The sequence below is a fragment of the Gilvimarinus japonicus genome, assembly GCF_042847215.1.
GTDB classification, from domain to species: domain Bacteria; phylum Pseudomonadota; class Gammaproteobacteria; order Pseudomonadales; family Cellvibrionaceae; genus Gilvimarinus; species Gilvimarinus japonicus.
Genome location: NZ_AP031500.1, coordinates 3,940,745 through 3,955,515, shown reverse-complemented (window position 1 = coordinate 3,955,515; position 14,771 = coordinate 3,940,745). Strand labels below are relative to the sequence as shown.

The 14,771-nt window shown below is 54.6% G+C and carries 16 protein-coding genes; 4 read left to right on the top strand and 12 right to left on the bottom strand.

The window, feature by feature from the left end; genetic code table 11:
• The first annotated feature begins 56 nt into the window (after window positions 1-56).
• From hslO to ACGHAD_RS16790, 3 genes are all read left to right on the top strand, one after another.
• Window positions 57-932, top strand: coding sequence for an Hsp33 family molecular chaperone HslO (gene hslO / locus ACGHAD_RS16800; protein ID WP_339616638.1), 876 nt, complete (start codon window positions 57-59; stop codon window positions 930-932).
• Between the two features lie 110 nt (window positions 933-1,042).
• The gene (locus ACGHAD_RS16795) at window positions 1,043-1,780 is read left to right on the top strand and encodes a MipA/OmpV family protein (protein WP_382414899.1); all 738 of its coding nucleotides are present in this window, start codon (window positions 1,043-1,045) and stop codon (window positions 1,778-1,780) included.
• 84 nt (window positions 1,781-1,864) lie between these two features.
• Window positions 1,865-2,512, top strand: a complete 648-nt coding sequence (locus ACGHAD_RS16790; protein ID WP_382414585.1) for a putative glycoside hydrolase — start codon at window positions 1,865-1,867, stop codon at window positions 2,510-2,512.
• Between the two features lie 32 nt (window positions 2,513-2,544).
• Here the strand turns inward: ACGHAD_RS16790 and ACGHAD_RS16785 are convergent, their stop codons facing one another.
• The 11 genes from ACGHAD_RS16785 to ACGHAD_RS16735 all read right to left on the bottom strand — a co-directional run bounded on the left by ACGHAD_RS16785 (window position 2,545) and on the right by ACGHAD_RS16735 (window position 11,944).
• Window positions 2,545-2,997, bottom strand: a complete 453-nt coding sequence (locus ACGHAD_RS16785; RefSeq protein ID WP_382414587.1) for a DUF2147 domain-containing protein — start codon at window positions 2,995-2,997, stop codon at window positions 2,545-2,547.
• Between the two features lie 62 nt (window positions 2,998-3,059).
• Window positions 3,060-4,004, bottom strand: coding sequence for a diguanylate cyclase (locus ACGHAD_RS16780; RefSeq protein WP_382414589.1), 945 nt, complete (start codon window positions 4,002-4,004; stop codon window positions 3,060-3,062).
• Between the two features lie 107 nt (window positions 4,005-4,111).
• The gene (locus ACGHAD_RS16775) at window positions 4,112-4,555 is read right to left on the bottom strand and encodes a hypothetical protein (RefSeq protein WP_382414591.1); all 444 of its coding nucleotides are present in this window, start codon (window positions 4,553-4,555) and stop codon (window positions 4,112-4,114) included.
• Window positions 4,556-4,615: 60 nt separating this feature from the next.
• Entirely contained in the window at window positions 4,616-6,418 is a 1,803-nt protein-coding gene (locus ACGHAD_RS16770; protein WP_382414593.1) for a DUF885 domain-containing protein, read from the bottom strand.
• A gap of 8 nt (window positions 6,419-6,426) precedes the next feature.
• The gene (locus tag ACGHAD_RS16765; RefSeq protein ID WP_382414595.1) at window positions 6,427-6,861 is read right to left on the bottom strand and encodes a hypothetical protein; all 435 of its coding nucleotides are present in this window, start codon (window positions 6,859-6,861) and stop codon (window positions 6,427-6,429) included.
• A gap of 21 nt (window positions 6,862-6,882) precedes the next feature.
• Complete coding sequence (locus tag ACGHAD_RS16760; RefSeq protein WP_339616646.1) at window positions 6,883-7,161, bottom strand: dihydrouridine synthase; 279 nt, start codon at window positions 7,159-7,161, stop codon at window positions 6,883-6,885.
• 27 nt (window positions 7,162-7,188) lie between these two features.
• Window positions 7,189-8,172 carry a glycoside hydrolase family 5 protein gene (locus ACGHAD_RS16755; protein WP_382414597.1) on the bottom strand — a complete coding sequence of 328 codons (984 nt, stop codon included), beginning with the start codon at window positions 8,170-8,172 and terminating at the stop codon, window positions 7,189-7,191.
• A gap of 88 nt (window positions 8,173-8,260) precedes the next feature.
• Window positions 8,261-9,547: a phosphate regulon sensor histidine kinase PhoR gene (gene phoR, locus ACGHAD_RS16750; RefSeq protein WP_339616648.1), complete on the bottom strand. Its 1,287-nt coding sequence runs from the start codon at window positions 9,545-9,547 to the stop codon at window positions 8,261-8,263.
• A 37-nt stretch (window positions 9,548-9,584) separates the two neighbouring features.
• A complete protein-coding gene (gene phoB / locus ACGHAD_RS16745; RefSeq protein ID WP_339616649.1) occupies window positions 9,585-10,283 on the bottom strand; it encodes a phosphate regulon transcriptional regulator PhoB in 699 nt (232 codons plus the stop codon).
• Between the two features lie 187 nt (window positions 10,284-10,470).
• On the bottom strand, window positions 10,471-11,340 hold the full coding sequence (gene ubiA / locus ACGHAD_RS16740; protein ID WP_382414599.1) for a 4-hydroxybenzoate octaprenyltransferase: 870 nt from the start codon (window positions 11,338-11,340) through the stop codon (window positions 10,471-10,473).
• The gene (locus tag ACGHAD_RS16735; protein ID WP_382414601.1) at window positions 11,333-11,944 is read right to left on the bottom strand and encodes a chorismate--pyruvate lyase family protein; all 612 of its coding nucleotides are present in this window, start codon (window positions 11,942-11,944) and stop codon (window positions 11,333-11,335) included. Before ACGHAD_RS16735 ends, ubiA begins: the two co-directional genes overlap by 8 nt.
• 146 nt (window positions 11,945-12,090) lie before the next feature.
• Between ACGHAD_RS16735 and ACGHAD_RS16730 the strand changes: the two genes are divergently transcribed.
• The gene (locus ACGHAD_RS16730) at window positions 12,091-13,344 is read left to right on the top strand and encodes a dicarboxylate/amino acid:cation symporter (protein ID WP_382414603.1); all 1,254 of its coding nucleotides are present in this window, start codon (window positions 12,091-12,093) and stop codon (window positions 13,342-13,344) included.
• Window positions 13,345-13,353: 9 nt separating this feature from the next.
• On the opposite strand, the gene ACGHAD_RS16725 is transcribed toward ACGHAD_RS16730, so the two are convergent.
• Window positions 13,354-14,754, bottom strand: coding sequence for an HDOD domain-containing protein (locus ACGHAD_RS16725; protein WP_382414605.1), 1,401 nt, complete (start codon window positions 14,752-14,754; stop codon window positions 13,354-13,356).
• Window positions 14,755-14,771: the final 17 nt, after the last annotated feature.

Below are 14,771 nucleotides of genomic sequence, written 5' to 3'. Positions count from 1 at the left end.
CGTTTTATCGACGACCTTTCGCGCGAGCGCGCATTTTACCCGTTTTGGAACCCGCTATGATCAGCAACGACTTACTGCACCGCTTTATTTTTGATGACTGTGATATTCGCGGTGAGATAGTAACGCTTGGTGCCAGCTACCAAGAGATTCTCGCGCACAACGATTACCCTAAGGTTGTACAGGCACTGTTGGGCGAATTTGTCGCGGCGGTGGCGCTATTGTCGAGCACATTAAAATTTGATGGTGTGGTGACGTTACAAGCCCGCGGTGAGGGTGCTTTGTCGTTGGTGATGGCCGAATGTAGCCACCACAATGAGATTCGGGCGATTGTGCGCCCCGCCCCCGATGGTGAGATTGACGCCGAGGCGGCTACCCTACCCGATTTGCTCGGGGGTGGCGTGTTGGCCATTACCCTTGACCCGGCAAAAGGGGAGCGCTATCAGGGCGTGGTGCCCCTGGAGGCCGATGATCTGGCGGGCTGCCTAGAGCACTATTTTCGCCAAAGTGAGCAATTAGAGACGCGTTTTTGGTTGGCGGCCGATCAGGACGCGGCCTCGGGCCTTATGTTGCAGGCATTGCCGCAGCAGCTAGCGGCCAGCGCCGAGGATAACGCCGATCAATGGCGCACCGCTCAGGCCTTAGCCGACACCGTATCGAGCGACGAGTTGCGGCGGGTTGATCACAACCAGCTGTTGTACCGGTTGTTTCACGAACAGTCCTTGCGGCTATTTAGCCCCAGCGCTATCCACTTTGCCTGCAGCTGCTCACGGGAGCGCAGTGCCGAGGCGTTGAAGTCGTTAGGGCAGAGTGATGTCGAGCAACTGTTAATCGAAAAAGGTGAAATCGAGATCGACTGTCAATTTTGTAACCAGCTTTATCGCTATAGCGCGGCGGATATTCGCGCACTCTTTGGCCAGGAGACGTTGCATTGAGATTGCTATACAAAGGGTGGGTTGCTGTACTTGGCAGTTGTTTTGTGCTCGCGACGCACGCGCAAACGGCGCCAGAGGCCACAACTGAGCCACACAGGAGTGCTGGCTTGGTGAAAGAAGAACCCGAAAAACGCTGGGAAGCGGGCATCGGAGTGGGCGGTTTATATGGCCCGGACTATCGCGGCTCCAAATCCTATCGCGATTATATCGCCCCGATTCCTTACGTGGTGTATCGCGGGCCGGTGTTTCGTACCGACGGTGACGGTTTGCAGGGCGACTTTTTACGCACCGATGCGCTGGAGCTAACCGCCAGTATGGCCGTGTCGGTAACCCCCGACAGCGATAAAAACGAACTGCGCGAGGGGATGGAAGAGCTTGGCTCTACCCTAGAGGCGGGGCCCGCGGTTAAGGTTAATTTAACCGGGCCTAATTTCTCTCAAGGCTTCTCGCTCTCGTTGCCGCTGCGGGCGGTCATCGCTTTGGGTGACGGCTCGCCCGAATATATTGGGGTCGTGAGTACCCCATCGTTGGTCTATAAACAGTCCATCAAAGGCGGTTGGAAGTGGACCGCCCGCACGGGGCCGGTGTTTGCCTCGGGTAAATACCACGATTATTACTACACGGTTAAGCCAGAGTACGCCCTACCCGGTCGGCCAGCTTATGAGGCGAGCAGTGGCTACAATGGTTTTAATGCTCAGGCGGCTTTAAGCCGGCGCTTTAGCGATTATTGGTTTGCGTTTTATCTGCGCTACTCTAATTTGCAGGGGACGGACTTTCGCGATAGTCCGCTGGTGGAAACCGAGCACAATGTGATGGGCGGCTTTGCTATTAGCTGGGTCATTTTTTAAGCAGTCATCTCGTGGTTGACGCTCTACAGTGCCAAGCATAATATTAATCATCACATAATTAATAATAATCGTGAGGATGATTGAATGTTTCGTACCATTGTAATGGGTGTCGCCCTAGCCTTATTGCCTAGTACTGCCGCCTTAGCCGTCGATCAGGCGCCTCTGAACCCCACTTTTATCTATTTTGCCAAAGGCCAGACGCCCGATGCCTGGCACTGGGTGTTGTCTGATCCGGGTAACTGGTGGCAACCGCTAGAGGCTAACGAAGGCAAAAGCAGTAGCGGCAAGGTTCGTATGTCGAGTGCGGCGACTGAGCAGTTCCCCGATGCCATCAAGCTGAAATGGGATCGTAAAGATAATTGGGGCGGTGTCGCTATTAGTGGCCGCAGCGTGGATTTATCTAAGTTTGAGCAGGCCGCCGAGCTAATAGTTGCCCTTAAAGTTGAGAGCCGGGTGCCCGGCTCCGTTAAGGTCAAAATGAGCTGTGGTGAAGGTTGTGAAGCCGAGGTTGATGTGGCGGATAACCTCAGGGGGATGCCTCGTGGTCAGTGGATGGCGCTGCCTTTGGCGCTGGATTGCTTTGCCGCCAACGGACTTGATCTAAGCAAAGTGGCTTCGCCCTTTAGCATCGGCACCACGGGCGCTTTGGAGCTGCATATTGCGGAAATTAGCCTCGGCTCTATGGCTGCCGGTGATGAAGGCTGCGTGCCTAACGATCAAGCGGCGCCATAGTGGTCGATACGCTTTGGCACCGCTATTTGGACTTAGGGGGTATAGCGCTCCCAAGTCTGGCTGCGGCCAAACAGTGATATACCGATAAACCCGCGTACCGTCAGGCTGTTGCCTCCTTCGTTGAGCTCCAGCTTGGCTTTATAGATTTTGCCGGTTTTAGGGTCGAGAATGCTACCGCCAGCCCACTCGCCCTCGGCTTCGCGGGTTAGCCCCCACATAAACGTTAGCCCCTCTAAGGGCTGGCCTTTAAAGTCCTCGGGGCATTTTTCACACCGTGAGCCTTTGGCCTCTTCGCGCAAGAGCTGGGTGATTGTGCCCTGTAGCTCGCCCGCCGCGTTTAAATTTAGGGTGACGATACTTTTGCGACTGCCGTCGCGGTCATCGATCGTGATCCAGCGCCCCTCGACGGCTGCGGCTTGGCAAAGGGTGCTAAAAGCAGCGAATACTATCAGCAGGATAAGGCGAAATTGGGAGCGTGTCTGCATAGCTTACCTCGACGTTAGAGGTGCCTGTAGAGTGAGAGTTGTCGGTTGGGCACCACTGTAAACTATAGATCCATCGAGGGCGGGCTGCCAGTATCCGGCGTGCGGTATTTTACGCAATTGCGCCCGGCGTGTTTGGCGCGATAGAGCGCGTCGTCGGTGTGTCTGAGTAGGTCGGTAATGTCACGATCGGTTTTGGTGGCAACGCTGAGGCCAATGCTGATCGTGATGGCCGCGTTATTGGTGGTGCTGGCAAAACGCATTTGCTCACAGTCGAGGCGCAACCGCTCGGCCAGTTGCAAAGCTTGTTTAAGCTCAGTGTTGGGTAATACTAGAGCAAACTCCTCCCCGCCAAAACGCCCTAACGTGTCCGGCTCGCGCAGCTGGGATTGGCATTGCTGCGCCAGATCGCGCAGCACTTGATCACCAAATAGGTGGCCGTGCTGATCGTTGATGAGCTTGAAATAATCAATATCAAAAATGAGCAGCGCTAACGGCGTGTGATAGCGCTGAAACTTGGCAAAATTTTGCTCAAGTTCGGCCAATAGTTTACGGCGATTGTAGACCCCGGTGAGTTCGTCGGTCTCGCTTAAAGTTTGCAGTTGCCCCTGGAGGTCGTGGCGCTCGGTAATGTTGGAGGCGACCCACACGACTGCCCGCTCGCCATTAATAGGGTTGGCCAGTGGCTGAACGCGCCCCTCAAACCAAAGGTCGCCCCTTGGGCCGGTATCGGTCGGTAGCCCCGAGACATCTCGGCCCGCCAAGCTGTATTCCACGATACGTAAGCGGTTTTGGTGGATAGTGGTGCGTATCTCTTGCAGAAACCAGTCGGCCTTTTCTGCCGGTAAAACGTCATTGAGGGTGAAATCTACCAGGTGTGAGCCGTCGTGATAGTACTGGCGATCGTGGCCTCCGAGCAATGCCACATAACGCCCTGACTCGGTTAACACAAACACCGGGTCGGGCAGGGCTGCGATCATATCCAGCAGCAAATCTTGGGCGTCGCTCATGGGCTTACCAAAGGTAAGAGAAGTTTTTATTTATAAGATCTTAGGCGCCATTACGGGGGTAAGGCAAGCGGCGCGTCACAATGGTACGCGCCGCTGCGAAGGTTATATTACCGCCGGCGCATTGGCACAGGTACGTCTTTGGGTTTAACAAGTGCCGGCTCGGACTCAAAACGGGCATAAGCTTCACTGTGGGCTTTGGCAATGCGGCCCAGTGCGGCAGTTAGCTTGGGGTCTTCGCAGCCTTCGATACTTTCCCAGAGCTTATCGACGGTGGCCAGTGCATTTTTTTTGTCGTCGGATTTATTGATGCTCATCATCAGCTGGATGTAATTCTGAATACCAAGCTTATTTTGCATGGCTCTCTCGACGGTAGGCCGGGATTGCATTTCGGGTAAAGTAATATCCGGGCAGCGCTGCTTTATGGCTTGGTTCATGGTGTAGTTTGACATCATGGTGCGAAAGTCCGTCCCCAGCTGTTTTAAATCGGCGTGGGCATTTAGCGCGACGGTCGTGAGTAGCAAAGTAAGCGCGGTGCGAATCAGTGTGTGCATAAAGCCTCTTGATGGTCGGTAAACAGGTTCAGTGCGAATAGGTCGGCAATTGTATCACCGTCATTGCGGCTCGTCCGCGCGGGTTGCTATCCAGCGTTGTATGCGCCGCTCCAGAATGCTTAATGGCAGCGCGCCGGCCCCCAGTATTTGATCGTGAAAGGCTTTGAGGGAGAAGTCATCGCCTAGTTCCCTTTGGGCTTGAGTACGCAGCGCGAGTATGGCGTTCATGCCGATTTTATAGCTGGTGGCCTGACCCGGCATAACGATATAGCGCTCCACCTCGCGGCGCGCGTCATCGCGAATCATAGGCGTGTTAGCGACAAAGTAATCAATGGCTTGCTCGCGGGTCCATTTTAAGTGGTGGATGCCGGTATCTACCACCAAACGCACGGCGCGCCATAGCTCAAAACTTAAGCGACCAAAGTCAGAGTATGGATCGGCGTAAAGGCCAATTTCCTTGGGCACTTGCTCGGCATACAGGCCCCAGCCTTCGGTGTAGGCGGTGTAGCCGCCGTGGCGGCGAAACGCCGGTAAATCGGAAAGCTCTTGGGCAATGGCAATTTGCATGTGGTGGCCGGGCAAGGCCTCGTGGTAAGCGAGTGCCTCCATTTGGTAGCGGGGCATGGCACTTAAGTCGTGCAGATTGACGTAATAAATACCCGGGCGCGAGCCGTCGGCGGCAGGCGATTGGTAAAAGGCTTTACCGGCCGACTTCTCGCGAAACGGCTCCACCGCTTTTACGCGTAGATCGGCTTTAGGTAAGTGACCAAATAGCTCGGGCAAGCGGTCGCGCATAGTGTCGATCAGGACGCGGGTGTCTTTAAGGTACTGCGCTCGGCCTGCGTCGCTGTCGCGGTAGTAGAGTTCGGGGTCGTCCTGCAACTTTTTATAAAACTCCGGCAAGCTGCCAGCGAAGCCTACGGCCTTTTTAATATGCTCCATCTCGGCGTGAATGCGCGCAACTTCGGCCAGTCCCAGCTGGTGGATTTCGTCGGCACTCATGTCGGTGGTTGTGATGTTCGCCAGTGCGAACTGATAGTAGGCATCGCCTTGGGGAAACTTCCACACACCGTCACGGGTGTCAGCTTGTTCGGCCAGTTTGTCCCACACCGTTAACAGCTGTTGGTAGCCGGGCTGAACGCTTTTGAGTAGTGCTTGGTTTGCGTCGCTCAGTAATTGTGTGCGTCGCTCAGGCGTTATCTCAAGCGCATCTATTTTGCGCGTAAAGTCGGCCAGGAGCGGGCTCGACTCACTGGCGTCTTGATTAAATGGTTTGCCGGTCGTGATATTGACGATGTCGCTGCGCACTTGTGGGTAGACAAAAGCCGGAGCCAAGATGCCCTTTTGTGCACGGCGCTTAAGGTTAACGCTTAATTGTTCCAGTAACGGCTTAACCCCTTGCAGGCGCGAGATATAAGCGGTCGCATCATCGACGTTAGTAATTTGGTGTGAGTTGATCAAAAACGAAACGACGGTGGCGTGTAGGCCAAACATCTGGTTGACCGGGTAGTTGTAATCGCGCCATTGGTAGCTATTAATATCTTGCTCAAGTTCGAAGCGCATTAACTCGACACTGAGCTGGTTATCGGCATTGAGCTTGCTGCTGTCGAGTTCGTTTAATCGGGTGAGTTGATCCTGGTTGAGTCTGTGATACAGCGCACTTTGCGCGGGGCTAATATCGTCCCATTCGCCATAGTGGGTTTTGCGCCCTAAATGGGTTTGGTACATGGGGCTAAGAGATACTTGCTCTTCAAAAAATTGCTCGAACAGAGCGAGTGCTTGTTGGTCGGCGGTTCTCGCCGCTGACAACTGGCTAACCAAAAGCAGTAGAGCGCTTATTATCACGCGCTTAGTTAAACTCATGAAAGTCCTTAGTGGTGTTTGTGGTTTTGTCTGGGTTGTTCCATGGCGACATCGGCGCGACTGCGCAGTTTGTCTTTGCTGCGAATATCGGCAAAAGGGTCTGGGCCTGCCGCCTCGGGTGGCGGATGGGCCGTACGGCGCGATTGTTTATTGTGAGGTTTTGTGTGGCGCTCGGCATCGGTTTCGTTATTGATTTTTGCCAGGCTGCGGGTATTAAACCAATAATATAAAAGTGTAATGCCGATGAGCGCTAGCCACTTAACCACAAACGATGCCCAAAGGTTGTCGTGTTGCGCTGTGGTGGTTGCCCACGAGACGTAATCGCTGTGAACCATGGCGATAAAAAAGTAACTGATAAACAGCGCTAGCGTCGATACGATGGGGCGCCGGTAGCGCTTCCAAATAACCGTGGCTAAAGCCGACTTAGCGAGAAACCGAAACATATCGTCGCCCTACCCTCTGCCTTACGGAAACAAGCTCAAGCCCAGCGCGGCAATCAACGCTACGATACCGCGGGATTTATACTCGCTGATGATTTTGTCTTCTTCTTCTTTGACGATAACCTCTAGCACATCCGGCTCGTAATCTTCTGGCTTGCGGCCGTGCAAATAAATGCGAGTGCGCGCCCGTTCAATGGCTTTGTGGCGAATTTTTCCGGCGTATTTGTGTTTTACTTTGTCGTAGTTGCGGCGCAAAAAATTACTGCGTTTGTTATCGCGCAACTGATTTTCCGGTAGGTTCATAGTCGCTCCGATTTTTGGCGCGCCCGGTTACGGGCATTCGCCGGTATTTTGTAAGTGGGTGCGCTTGGCGTTGCGGGCTATGGCGTAGGTTTCGTCGAGCATAATTTCGCGGCCCCAGCCGGTTAATCCTTCGACGGTGCCATCGTCACTCATGTCTAGATGTTTTTGGGGTTTATTGCCCGGGCCCCATGACCAAGGCAAAAAGCCAATGTCAAATTCCAGAGCCGTTTGCACAATGGTGCGGTAGGGAATCGCGCCGCCTTCACTGTCATCCCAGCGATCGCCAAACTCGCCAATAATGAGCGGTAAATCGGCATCGACAGACTCTTGCATTTCGGCCCGTACCCGGGCGGCATCAAAGCCCCACATTTTGGGCCACCACATGTGGATCGACAATAAAATATTTTTTTGCGGGTCGGCTTTTATCAGCGCTGGCCCCGCCGCTTGTAAGGTGTCGATATCTTTGCCCCAGCCGGGTGCATCGATCATTAAGGGTACACGGTAGCCCGACTCGCGCAAACGGGTAATGGCGCGGGTGTAGCCTTTGGTGTACGCATCAAGGGCGACTTTGTCGCCCACTTCATTGCCGATATTAACAATTGTGTAGCGCTGATGTTTAGCGATGGTGGCGGCTATCTCGGGTTGCGTCCAATAGTCGATCAGTAAGTCCAACTTAGACCAGTCGCCGGTGGCGTCGTGCAGCTCGATAATAGGAAACAGTTTTTGCTTAAACGCATTTTTTAACACAGCGTCCAATTCGGCGGGTTTGCCTTCGGTACTCCAGACGATGCGCACGGTGTTGGCGCCGGTTTTGGCGATCTCACTAAAGCTCGATAACCCGGTGCGGTCGAGCCAAAACACCATGCGATTGGGTCCCATGGGCACGAAGTGCTCGCCACAGGCATCAAACAACTGGCGGCCTTTAACACTAAACGTTGCCGCAGAGGGGGTATCAGCCGCGTTGGCGCCGCTGATGAGCAAGAGGGTTATAAGTAATAGCGATAATTTCATGCTGCCTATCTGTTTCCGCCAAAAGGGATCGGGTTTGCCTACAGTTTAACCCGATTTGATGCGTCGATAGGCGATTGTCGTTAAAAAATTATGACAGGGTTGTGTCGTTGGCGGGTAGCACGCAAGTAAAGACGCTGCCCTTACCTACTTCACTGTTGATTTGCAGCTCGGCATCGTGGCGCAGCAATACATGCTTGACGATTGCGAGCCCTAACCCGGTGCCGCCGGTGCCACTGTTGCGGCTGGCATCCACACGGTAGAACCGCTCGGTTAAGTGCGGAATATGTTTGGCGTCAAAGCCGACGCCGTTATCGCTGACCGAATAGTAAATACGTGGGCCACTGCGCCATAAACGCATGGCAATTTTGCCCCCCTCGGGGGTGTATTTGACGGCGTTAACCACTAAGTTAGAGAACGCGCTGTGTAGCTCTTTTTCGTTGCCAATGATCGATAACTTGGGGGTGCATTCAAGGGTGAGAGTTTGTTGCTTTTCGTCGCTGAGCACGGCGGCCTCGGACTTTACGGTTTGCAGCAAAGGCTCTAACTCGACGCGCTTTTGGTTAAACCCGGTATCGGTGGTTTCCAGCTTAGACAGCATAATCAAATCGTTAATTAACAGCGACATGCGCTTGGACTGCTGCTGCATCTGCTCCAGCGGCTTGTCCCAGGTGGGGGTCTTATTGTTGTCGGCCATGGTTTCTAAGTAACCGCTAATTACGGTTAACGGCGTGCGCAGTTCGTGGGAGACGTTGGCGACAAAGTCTTTGCGCATTTGTTCTAAGTGGTAAATTTGGGTGATATCGCGCACCACAATCAAGCGCTCGTTTTTACCAAAACGGGTGATTTGAAACTGCAAGCGCTTGTCGGGAAAGCGCGGCGAGGGGATATCCAGCGGCTCGGAGTAATCGCCCGCTTCAAAGTAATCGACAAAGCGCGGATGACGAATAAAGTTAATGACCGATTGGCCTTGATCTGAGTTGTAAAACCCCAGTAAGCGCTGGGCGGCAGGGTTCCACCAATCGAGGTAACCGCGCCAGTCGAGCAAAATTACGCCGTCTTTAAGGGCCGAGGTGGTCTCTTGCACGCGATTGATAACCGCCTGAAGGTTTTTCTTCTCGCGTTTTTGGCGGCGCTGTAAGTGGTAAATGGCATCGAATACGTCGCCCCACAGGCCGGTCGCCTCGGGCGGTTGGCTTTTGCGACTGCCGTTGAGCCAGATATTGAGGCGCAGCATTTGCCACAGGCACCAGCCGATATACCAAAAGGCAAAGAGCACCAAGGTCCACGCAAGCTGGTCAATTAGCATGCCGATAATAACGGCGATGATAAAGATAACGGCCAAGCGTTTCAGCTCGGCATTGAATCCCTGTAGCAAAATGGTGTCAGTCCTGTATCGGCGTGATCAGAGGCTTTTAGCTGGCCTTGGTCGAAAAGCGGTAGCCCGTGCCGCGTACGGTCTGGACTAAGTTTTCGTGTTGATCGACCGTTAGCGCCTTGCGCAGGCGGCGGATATGAACATCGACGGTGCGCTCTTCGACATAGACGTTACCACCCCAAACGTGATCTAACAATTGGCTGCGGGTGTAAGCGCGCTCTTGGTGCGTTAAGAAAAACTGCAACAGACGAAACTCGGTGGGACCCATATCCACTTCGCGCTCGTTAATGGTAACGCGGTGGCTGGACGGGTCTAAGCACAAGCCCTGAACCTGTATGGGTTGGTGGCTGTTGGCGTGCGGATCGGCGCGACGCAGCACCGCTTTAAGGCGCGCTACCAGCTCGCGAGGCGAGAAAGGCTTGGTAATATAATCGTCGGCGCCTACCTCTAGCCCTTGGATTTTATTGTCCTCTTCGCCTTTGGCGGTGAGCATAATAATGGGGATGTTGGCGGTAACTTCGTCGCGCTTTAAGCGCCGCGCCAGCTCGATGCCACTGGTGCCGGGCATCATCCAGTCAAGCAGAATCAAGTCGGGTTTTTCATCGACGATCAGGCCGTGAGCATCCTGTGCATTGCTGGCCTCTAGGCAGCGGTATTCGGCCATCTCGAGGGCGATACGCAGCATATCGCGGATTGCGGATTCGTCGTCAACGATAAGGATGGTGCGACTTGTCATAGTGCCTGCCTGTATGTTCCATCAATTGCGGATAATCAGTGAAGCGGTGGCTGCGGCTGATAACCTATCAGCGTAGATTCGCCCCCTTCTTTGCAAGCGTATTTAATGGTTAAATTGTTGCATATTTATGACAGCCCGGCGGTAAATTTTACCGCCAAAGCCAGTTTGCGGGTAAAACTGAGAGTTTTTACCACTTTATTAGGCCTGCAATAATGCCGGTGAAAACGGCGACACCGACCCAGTTGTTGTTGAGAAAAGCGCTAAAACAGGGGCCGCGCTGACGGTAGCGAATCAGCCGCTGTTGATAGACAAACAGCCCTGCCGCCACGGCCACCCCGATGTAGTACAGGCCGTTTAGCTCAAACCGCGAGCCCATCAAGAGCAAGCCAAGCACCACCAATACTTGCAAGCTAGCGGTAATCACGCGGTCTTGATCGCCAAACAACACGGCGGTGGATTTAATGCCGATGCGCAGGTCGTCGTCGCGATCGACCATGGCGTAAAACGTGTCGTAGACGATGGTCCAGAGCACCACGGTAAAGTAAATCAGCCATGCCTGTTCGGGCACTTCACCTTGCACGCTGGCAAATGCCATGGGTATGCCCCAGGCAAAGGCTGCCCCCAGTACCACTTGTGGCAAATGGGTGTAGCGCTTCATAAAGGGGTAGCTACAGGCCAGTGCCAGCCCGCCAAAGGCCAAATACAGCGTTAGGGTGTTGGTAAACAGCACCAGAATAAAAGCCAGTAGCACTAACGCGGCAAACACCGCCCACGCCTCTTTGACGCTGACTTTGCCGGTAGCGAGCACGCGGTCTTTGGTGCGCTCAACGTGGCCGTCAAAGTTGCGGTCGGCGTAGTCGTTGATCACGCAGCCGGCCGAGCGCATAGCGATAGCGCCCACGCTGTAAATGATCACCAGATGCACCGGCGGCTTACCATCAGCGGCGAGCCACAGCCCCCACAGCGTGGGCCAGAACACCAGCAGCCAGCCAATCGGGCGGTTTAAGCGGGTGAGTTGTGCGTACAGCGTTAGGCGATGGCAGATGGTATCAATCATGTTGTCTCGTCCGGGAGTCGATCAGCGCGGGCAGAAACACTTCGCTAACCAGTAAGGTTTTACCGAATAGAAAAAATTTTGAGCGTCGGCCCCAGAGCATATCATCTCCCTGTACCACGGGGGGCACAAGCCGCTCGTGAGGTGGTAGCTGGGCGATTTGCATGGGTGAGCGCCCCAGTTGCCGATGGCTAAATAAAAAGCCTCCCAGGGGGCGGTTGGAGAGCTTGCGTAAATGGCGCAAGCGGCCGGTTAGGCTGTCGGCGGGGAATACACTGCGCGCATACACCCACGGAATGGCATCCGGCCCCAGCAACAACACCTCGCGAATCAGGGCGGTGCTGCGGCTTTGTTTAAGGGTGCGGCGCTCCGATAAGGTCGGCAGCCCCCAGTACTGGCGCAATACCTGTACTTGTAATTGCCCGGCACTGCGTTTGCGTAACTTGGCGGTCAGCGAGCTGTCATCGAACAGCCAGTGCCGTAACGGTTGGGGCACGCTAATGGTGTGGGCCGCCGGCTGCCAAAGCCCTAGCCCGCGCCGGGCAAACCGGCCAGGCGCGCCGCGTGATATTGCCGGGCGTGGTAGTAGCGCGCGCGATTGGGTCAAACGATACCTCGATCTACTGGGGTTAAACGCGGCATTTTAGCAGCTGTAGGGGTTAACAGCACAGGACAATTGCGGTTCGCTGGGGTACCCTCGCAGGTTAAGAATAAAGGCGACGAATGTGCGCCCCACGCAGTAAGAGATTGTTTATGAGTCTGACCAAAAAAATATTACTGGCCATGGTGCTGGGCATCGTCATCGGTTTGCTGCTTAACCTGTTTACCGGGCGCGAAGCGGACAGCTGGGTGCAGGTGTATCTGGTTGCGGGTTTATTTGACACGGTCGGGGCGGTTTTTGTCGCCTCACTTAAGCTGTTGGTGGTGCCGCTGGTGTTTGTCTCGCTGGTGTGCGGCACCGCAACGCTAGGCAACCAGGCGCGGATGGGCGGGCTGGCAGTTAAAACCATCGGCCTGTATTTGCTCACAACCGCCATCGCTATTACCTTGGCGATTACGGTAGCCAGCCTATTGGGGCCGGGGCTGGGGCTAAATTTAGAGGCGACTGGCGCGCTCAGCATGGACACCGACCTGTCGCTAAAGCAGACCATTATTAATATCTTCCCCAGCAACCCGGTGGCCGCGATGGCCGAGGGCAATATGCTGCAGGTGATTGTCTTCTCGGTATTGCTGGGGGTGGCCATTGCCAAAAGTGGTGACAAAGGCGAGCCGGTGGCGAGCTTTTTTGAGAACTTAAACCATGTGGTACTGCGCATGATTATGATGCTGGTACAGCTGGCGCCTTACGGGGTGTTTTGCTTACTGGCCAAGCTGTTCGCGTCCATGGGGTTTGGGGTTTTTCAGGACCTACTGTTTTACTTTTTAACGGTGGCGGGTGTTTTAGTGTTGCAGTGCTTGGTGGTGTATCCGGGCTTGCTCAAACTGCTGTCGGGTCTTAACCCACTCATATTTTTGCGCAAAATGTACCCGGTGATGGTGTTTGGTTTTTCCACCGCCTCCAGCAACGCCACGTTACCCGTTACCATGAGCACGGTTGAGGGCAAACTCGGGGTCGACAACAAAGCCGCCTCTTTTACCCTGCCACTAGGTGCCACCATCAATATGGATGGCACCTCAATTATGCAGGGCGTGGCGACGGTGTTTATCGCTCAGGCCTACGGTATTGAAGTGGGCATCGCCGGTTATTTAATGGTGGTATTAACCGCCACCTTGGCATCAATTGGTACTGCTGGGGTGCCGGGCGTGGGTATGGTGACCTTGGCCATGGTGTTACAGCAGGCGGGCTTGCCTGTGGAAGAAGGGATTGCGCTCATTATTGGCGTGGACCGACTGCTGGATATGATCCGCACCGCCGTGAATATTACCGGGGACGCCGCTGTGACCACCGTGGTGGCCAAGAGCGAGAATCTGCTAGACGAGGATTGCTATCGCAACCGGGACGCCTAGTTTGGCCTTTTAGTTTTGGTTGAGAGCGCTGGCGATATGCTCTAAATCGTCAGACGACTCAATCACATTGGCTACAGTGGCCTCGGCTTTGGCACGGGTTAGCTGTAGTTCATCCAGCAGTGAGTCGGGGATGGATTCGCAGGGGCCGGTGCCGATATTGTGCTGGCGTAACAACATGCGCGCTAGATACACTAATTTGGCATAGATAGCGTTTTCGCCGTGGTAATTCGGATTGCTTTGGTGACGCAGCCCGGTTACGACTTCCTCGGGCATTGACCACAACTCCATTAACTTACTGGCAATTTGATCGCGACTCATATTGAGTATATGGCGTTCAATCGTCTGTGGGGTGACGTGAGGGTTGGCCTCGCTCAGGCGGCAAAACTGTGCGTAATAGGGCGGAAACACCTCGGCCATAATCAATGCGCCAAAGTTATGCAGCAGGCCCGTAAGGTAGGCCATGCCAAAGCTGGGGCGCGACTCGCGGGGAATAGCCGTGACCAGCCCCTCGATAGTCGCCGCCATATACACCGCTTGCTGCCAATAGGGCAGCTCGCCGCTGGGGCCGTCTTTGGGCAAGTGCAGGGTTTTACCCAGCGCCAACCCAAGGGCCAAATTGAGCACCATATCAAAGCCCAATACCCGGACAATGGCATCGTGAATCGATTTAATTTTACCGGGGGCCGAATAGTAAGGCGACGCGGCCCAGCTCACGACTTGTGCGGCCAGGCTTGGGTCGGTCTCGACGATTTGTGCTAAATCCGATATGTCGGCGTTAGGGTCGACCCGCAGTTTGATAATACGCTGTGCGGTGTCCGAAAGCGGCGGCAGCTCTAAAGTCTCTTCTAAACGTTGGCGAATACGCAGCTGCGTAAAGTTGCTGATTGCGCCCTCTATTTGCGCTAAATCATCGGCGTCGCTGTCATCGGCTTCCAGCGGTGCTAAAGGCGCCGATAGTTGGCAGACAACGGCGTCTTTTAAGATTTGTTGAAACTCATTGCCGTGCACCCGAATGAGTTGGGTGTCGTCGCCCGAGTCCAGCAGTAAGCTGTCGCGCTCGAGTAGTTGTTCATCCACCAAAGTCAGCAGGCCCGCAACCTGTGGCAGAGCTGGCACCGATTGAAATTGGTTCGCCTCGCAAAACTGTTGTAGGGCGCTCGCGTCGGCGGCGCGCAGCTCGCGGTTTAAATGCCGGTTCACGGCGGTTAAATCCAATAGCCGGTCGGCGCCCAATACGACTTGCACCCGGCCGATGTCATCCTGCAGCAGGATCGAGCGTGCCGCACCTTGCTGACGCAAGTGCTGTTGGTGCCAAATAAGCGGGTCTTCGCCCTCAAAGGCGGTCGAGGCCAAATCGTAAGTAATGTTTTGACTGCTGAGCAGTGTTTCGACACTGGTAGGTACTGGCACTGAAATTTCTCCTGGTC

Bases quoted from the DNA above. Each gene is read 5' to 3' on its own strand.
- ACGHAD_RS16785 (WP_382414587.1), bottom strand. From the start codon at position 2,997: ATGCAGACACGCTCCCAATTTCGCCTTATCCTGCTGATAGTATTCGCT.
- ACGHAD_RS16765 (WP_382414595.1), bottom strand. From the start codon at position 6,861: ATGTTTCGGTTTCTCGCTAAGTCGGCTTTAGCCACGGTTATTTGGAAG.
- ACGHAD_RS16755 (WP_382414597.1), bottom strand. From the start codon at position 8,172: ATGAAATTATCGCTATTACTTATAACCCTCTTGCTCATCAGCGGCGCC.
- ACGHAD_RS16760 (WP_339616646.1), bottom strand. From the start codon at position 7,161: ATGAACCTACCGGAAAATCAGTTGCGCGATAACAAACGCAGTAATTTT.
- hslO (WP_339616638.1), top strand. From the start codon at position 57: ATGATCAGCAACGACTTACTGCACCGCTTTATTTTTGATGACTGTGAT.
- ACGHAD_RS16730 (WP_382414603.1), top strand. From the start codon at position 12,091: ATGAGTCTGACCAAAAAAATATTACTGGCCATGGTGCTGGGCATCGTC.
- ACGHAD_RS16775 (WP_382414591.1), bottom strand. From the start codon at position 4,555: ATGCACACACTGATTCGCACCGCGCTTACTTTGCTACTCACGACCGTC.
- phoB (WP_339616649.1), bottom strand. From the start codon at position 10,283: ATGACAAGTCGCACCATCCTTATCGTTGACGACGAATCCGCAATCCGC.
- ACGHAD_RS16770 (WP_382414593.1), bottom strand. From the start codon at position 6,418: ATGAGTTTAACTAAGCGCGTGATAATAAGCGCTCTACTGCTTTTGGTT.
- ACGHAD_RS16780 (WP_382414589.1), bottom strand. From the start codon at position 4,004: ATGAGCGACGCCCAAGATTTGCTGCTGGATATGATCGCAGCCCTGCCC.
- ubiA (WP_382414599.1), bottom strand. From the start codon at position 11,340: ATGATTGATACCATCTGCCATCGCCTAACGCTGTACGCACAACTCACC.
- ACGHAD_RS16790 (WP_382414585.1), top strand. From the start codon at position 1,865: ATGTTTCGTACCATTGTAATGGGTGTCGCCCTAGCCTTATTGCCTAGT.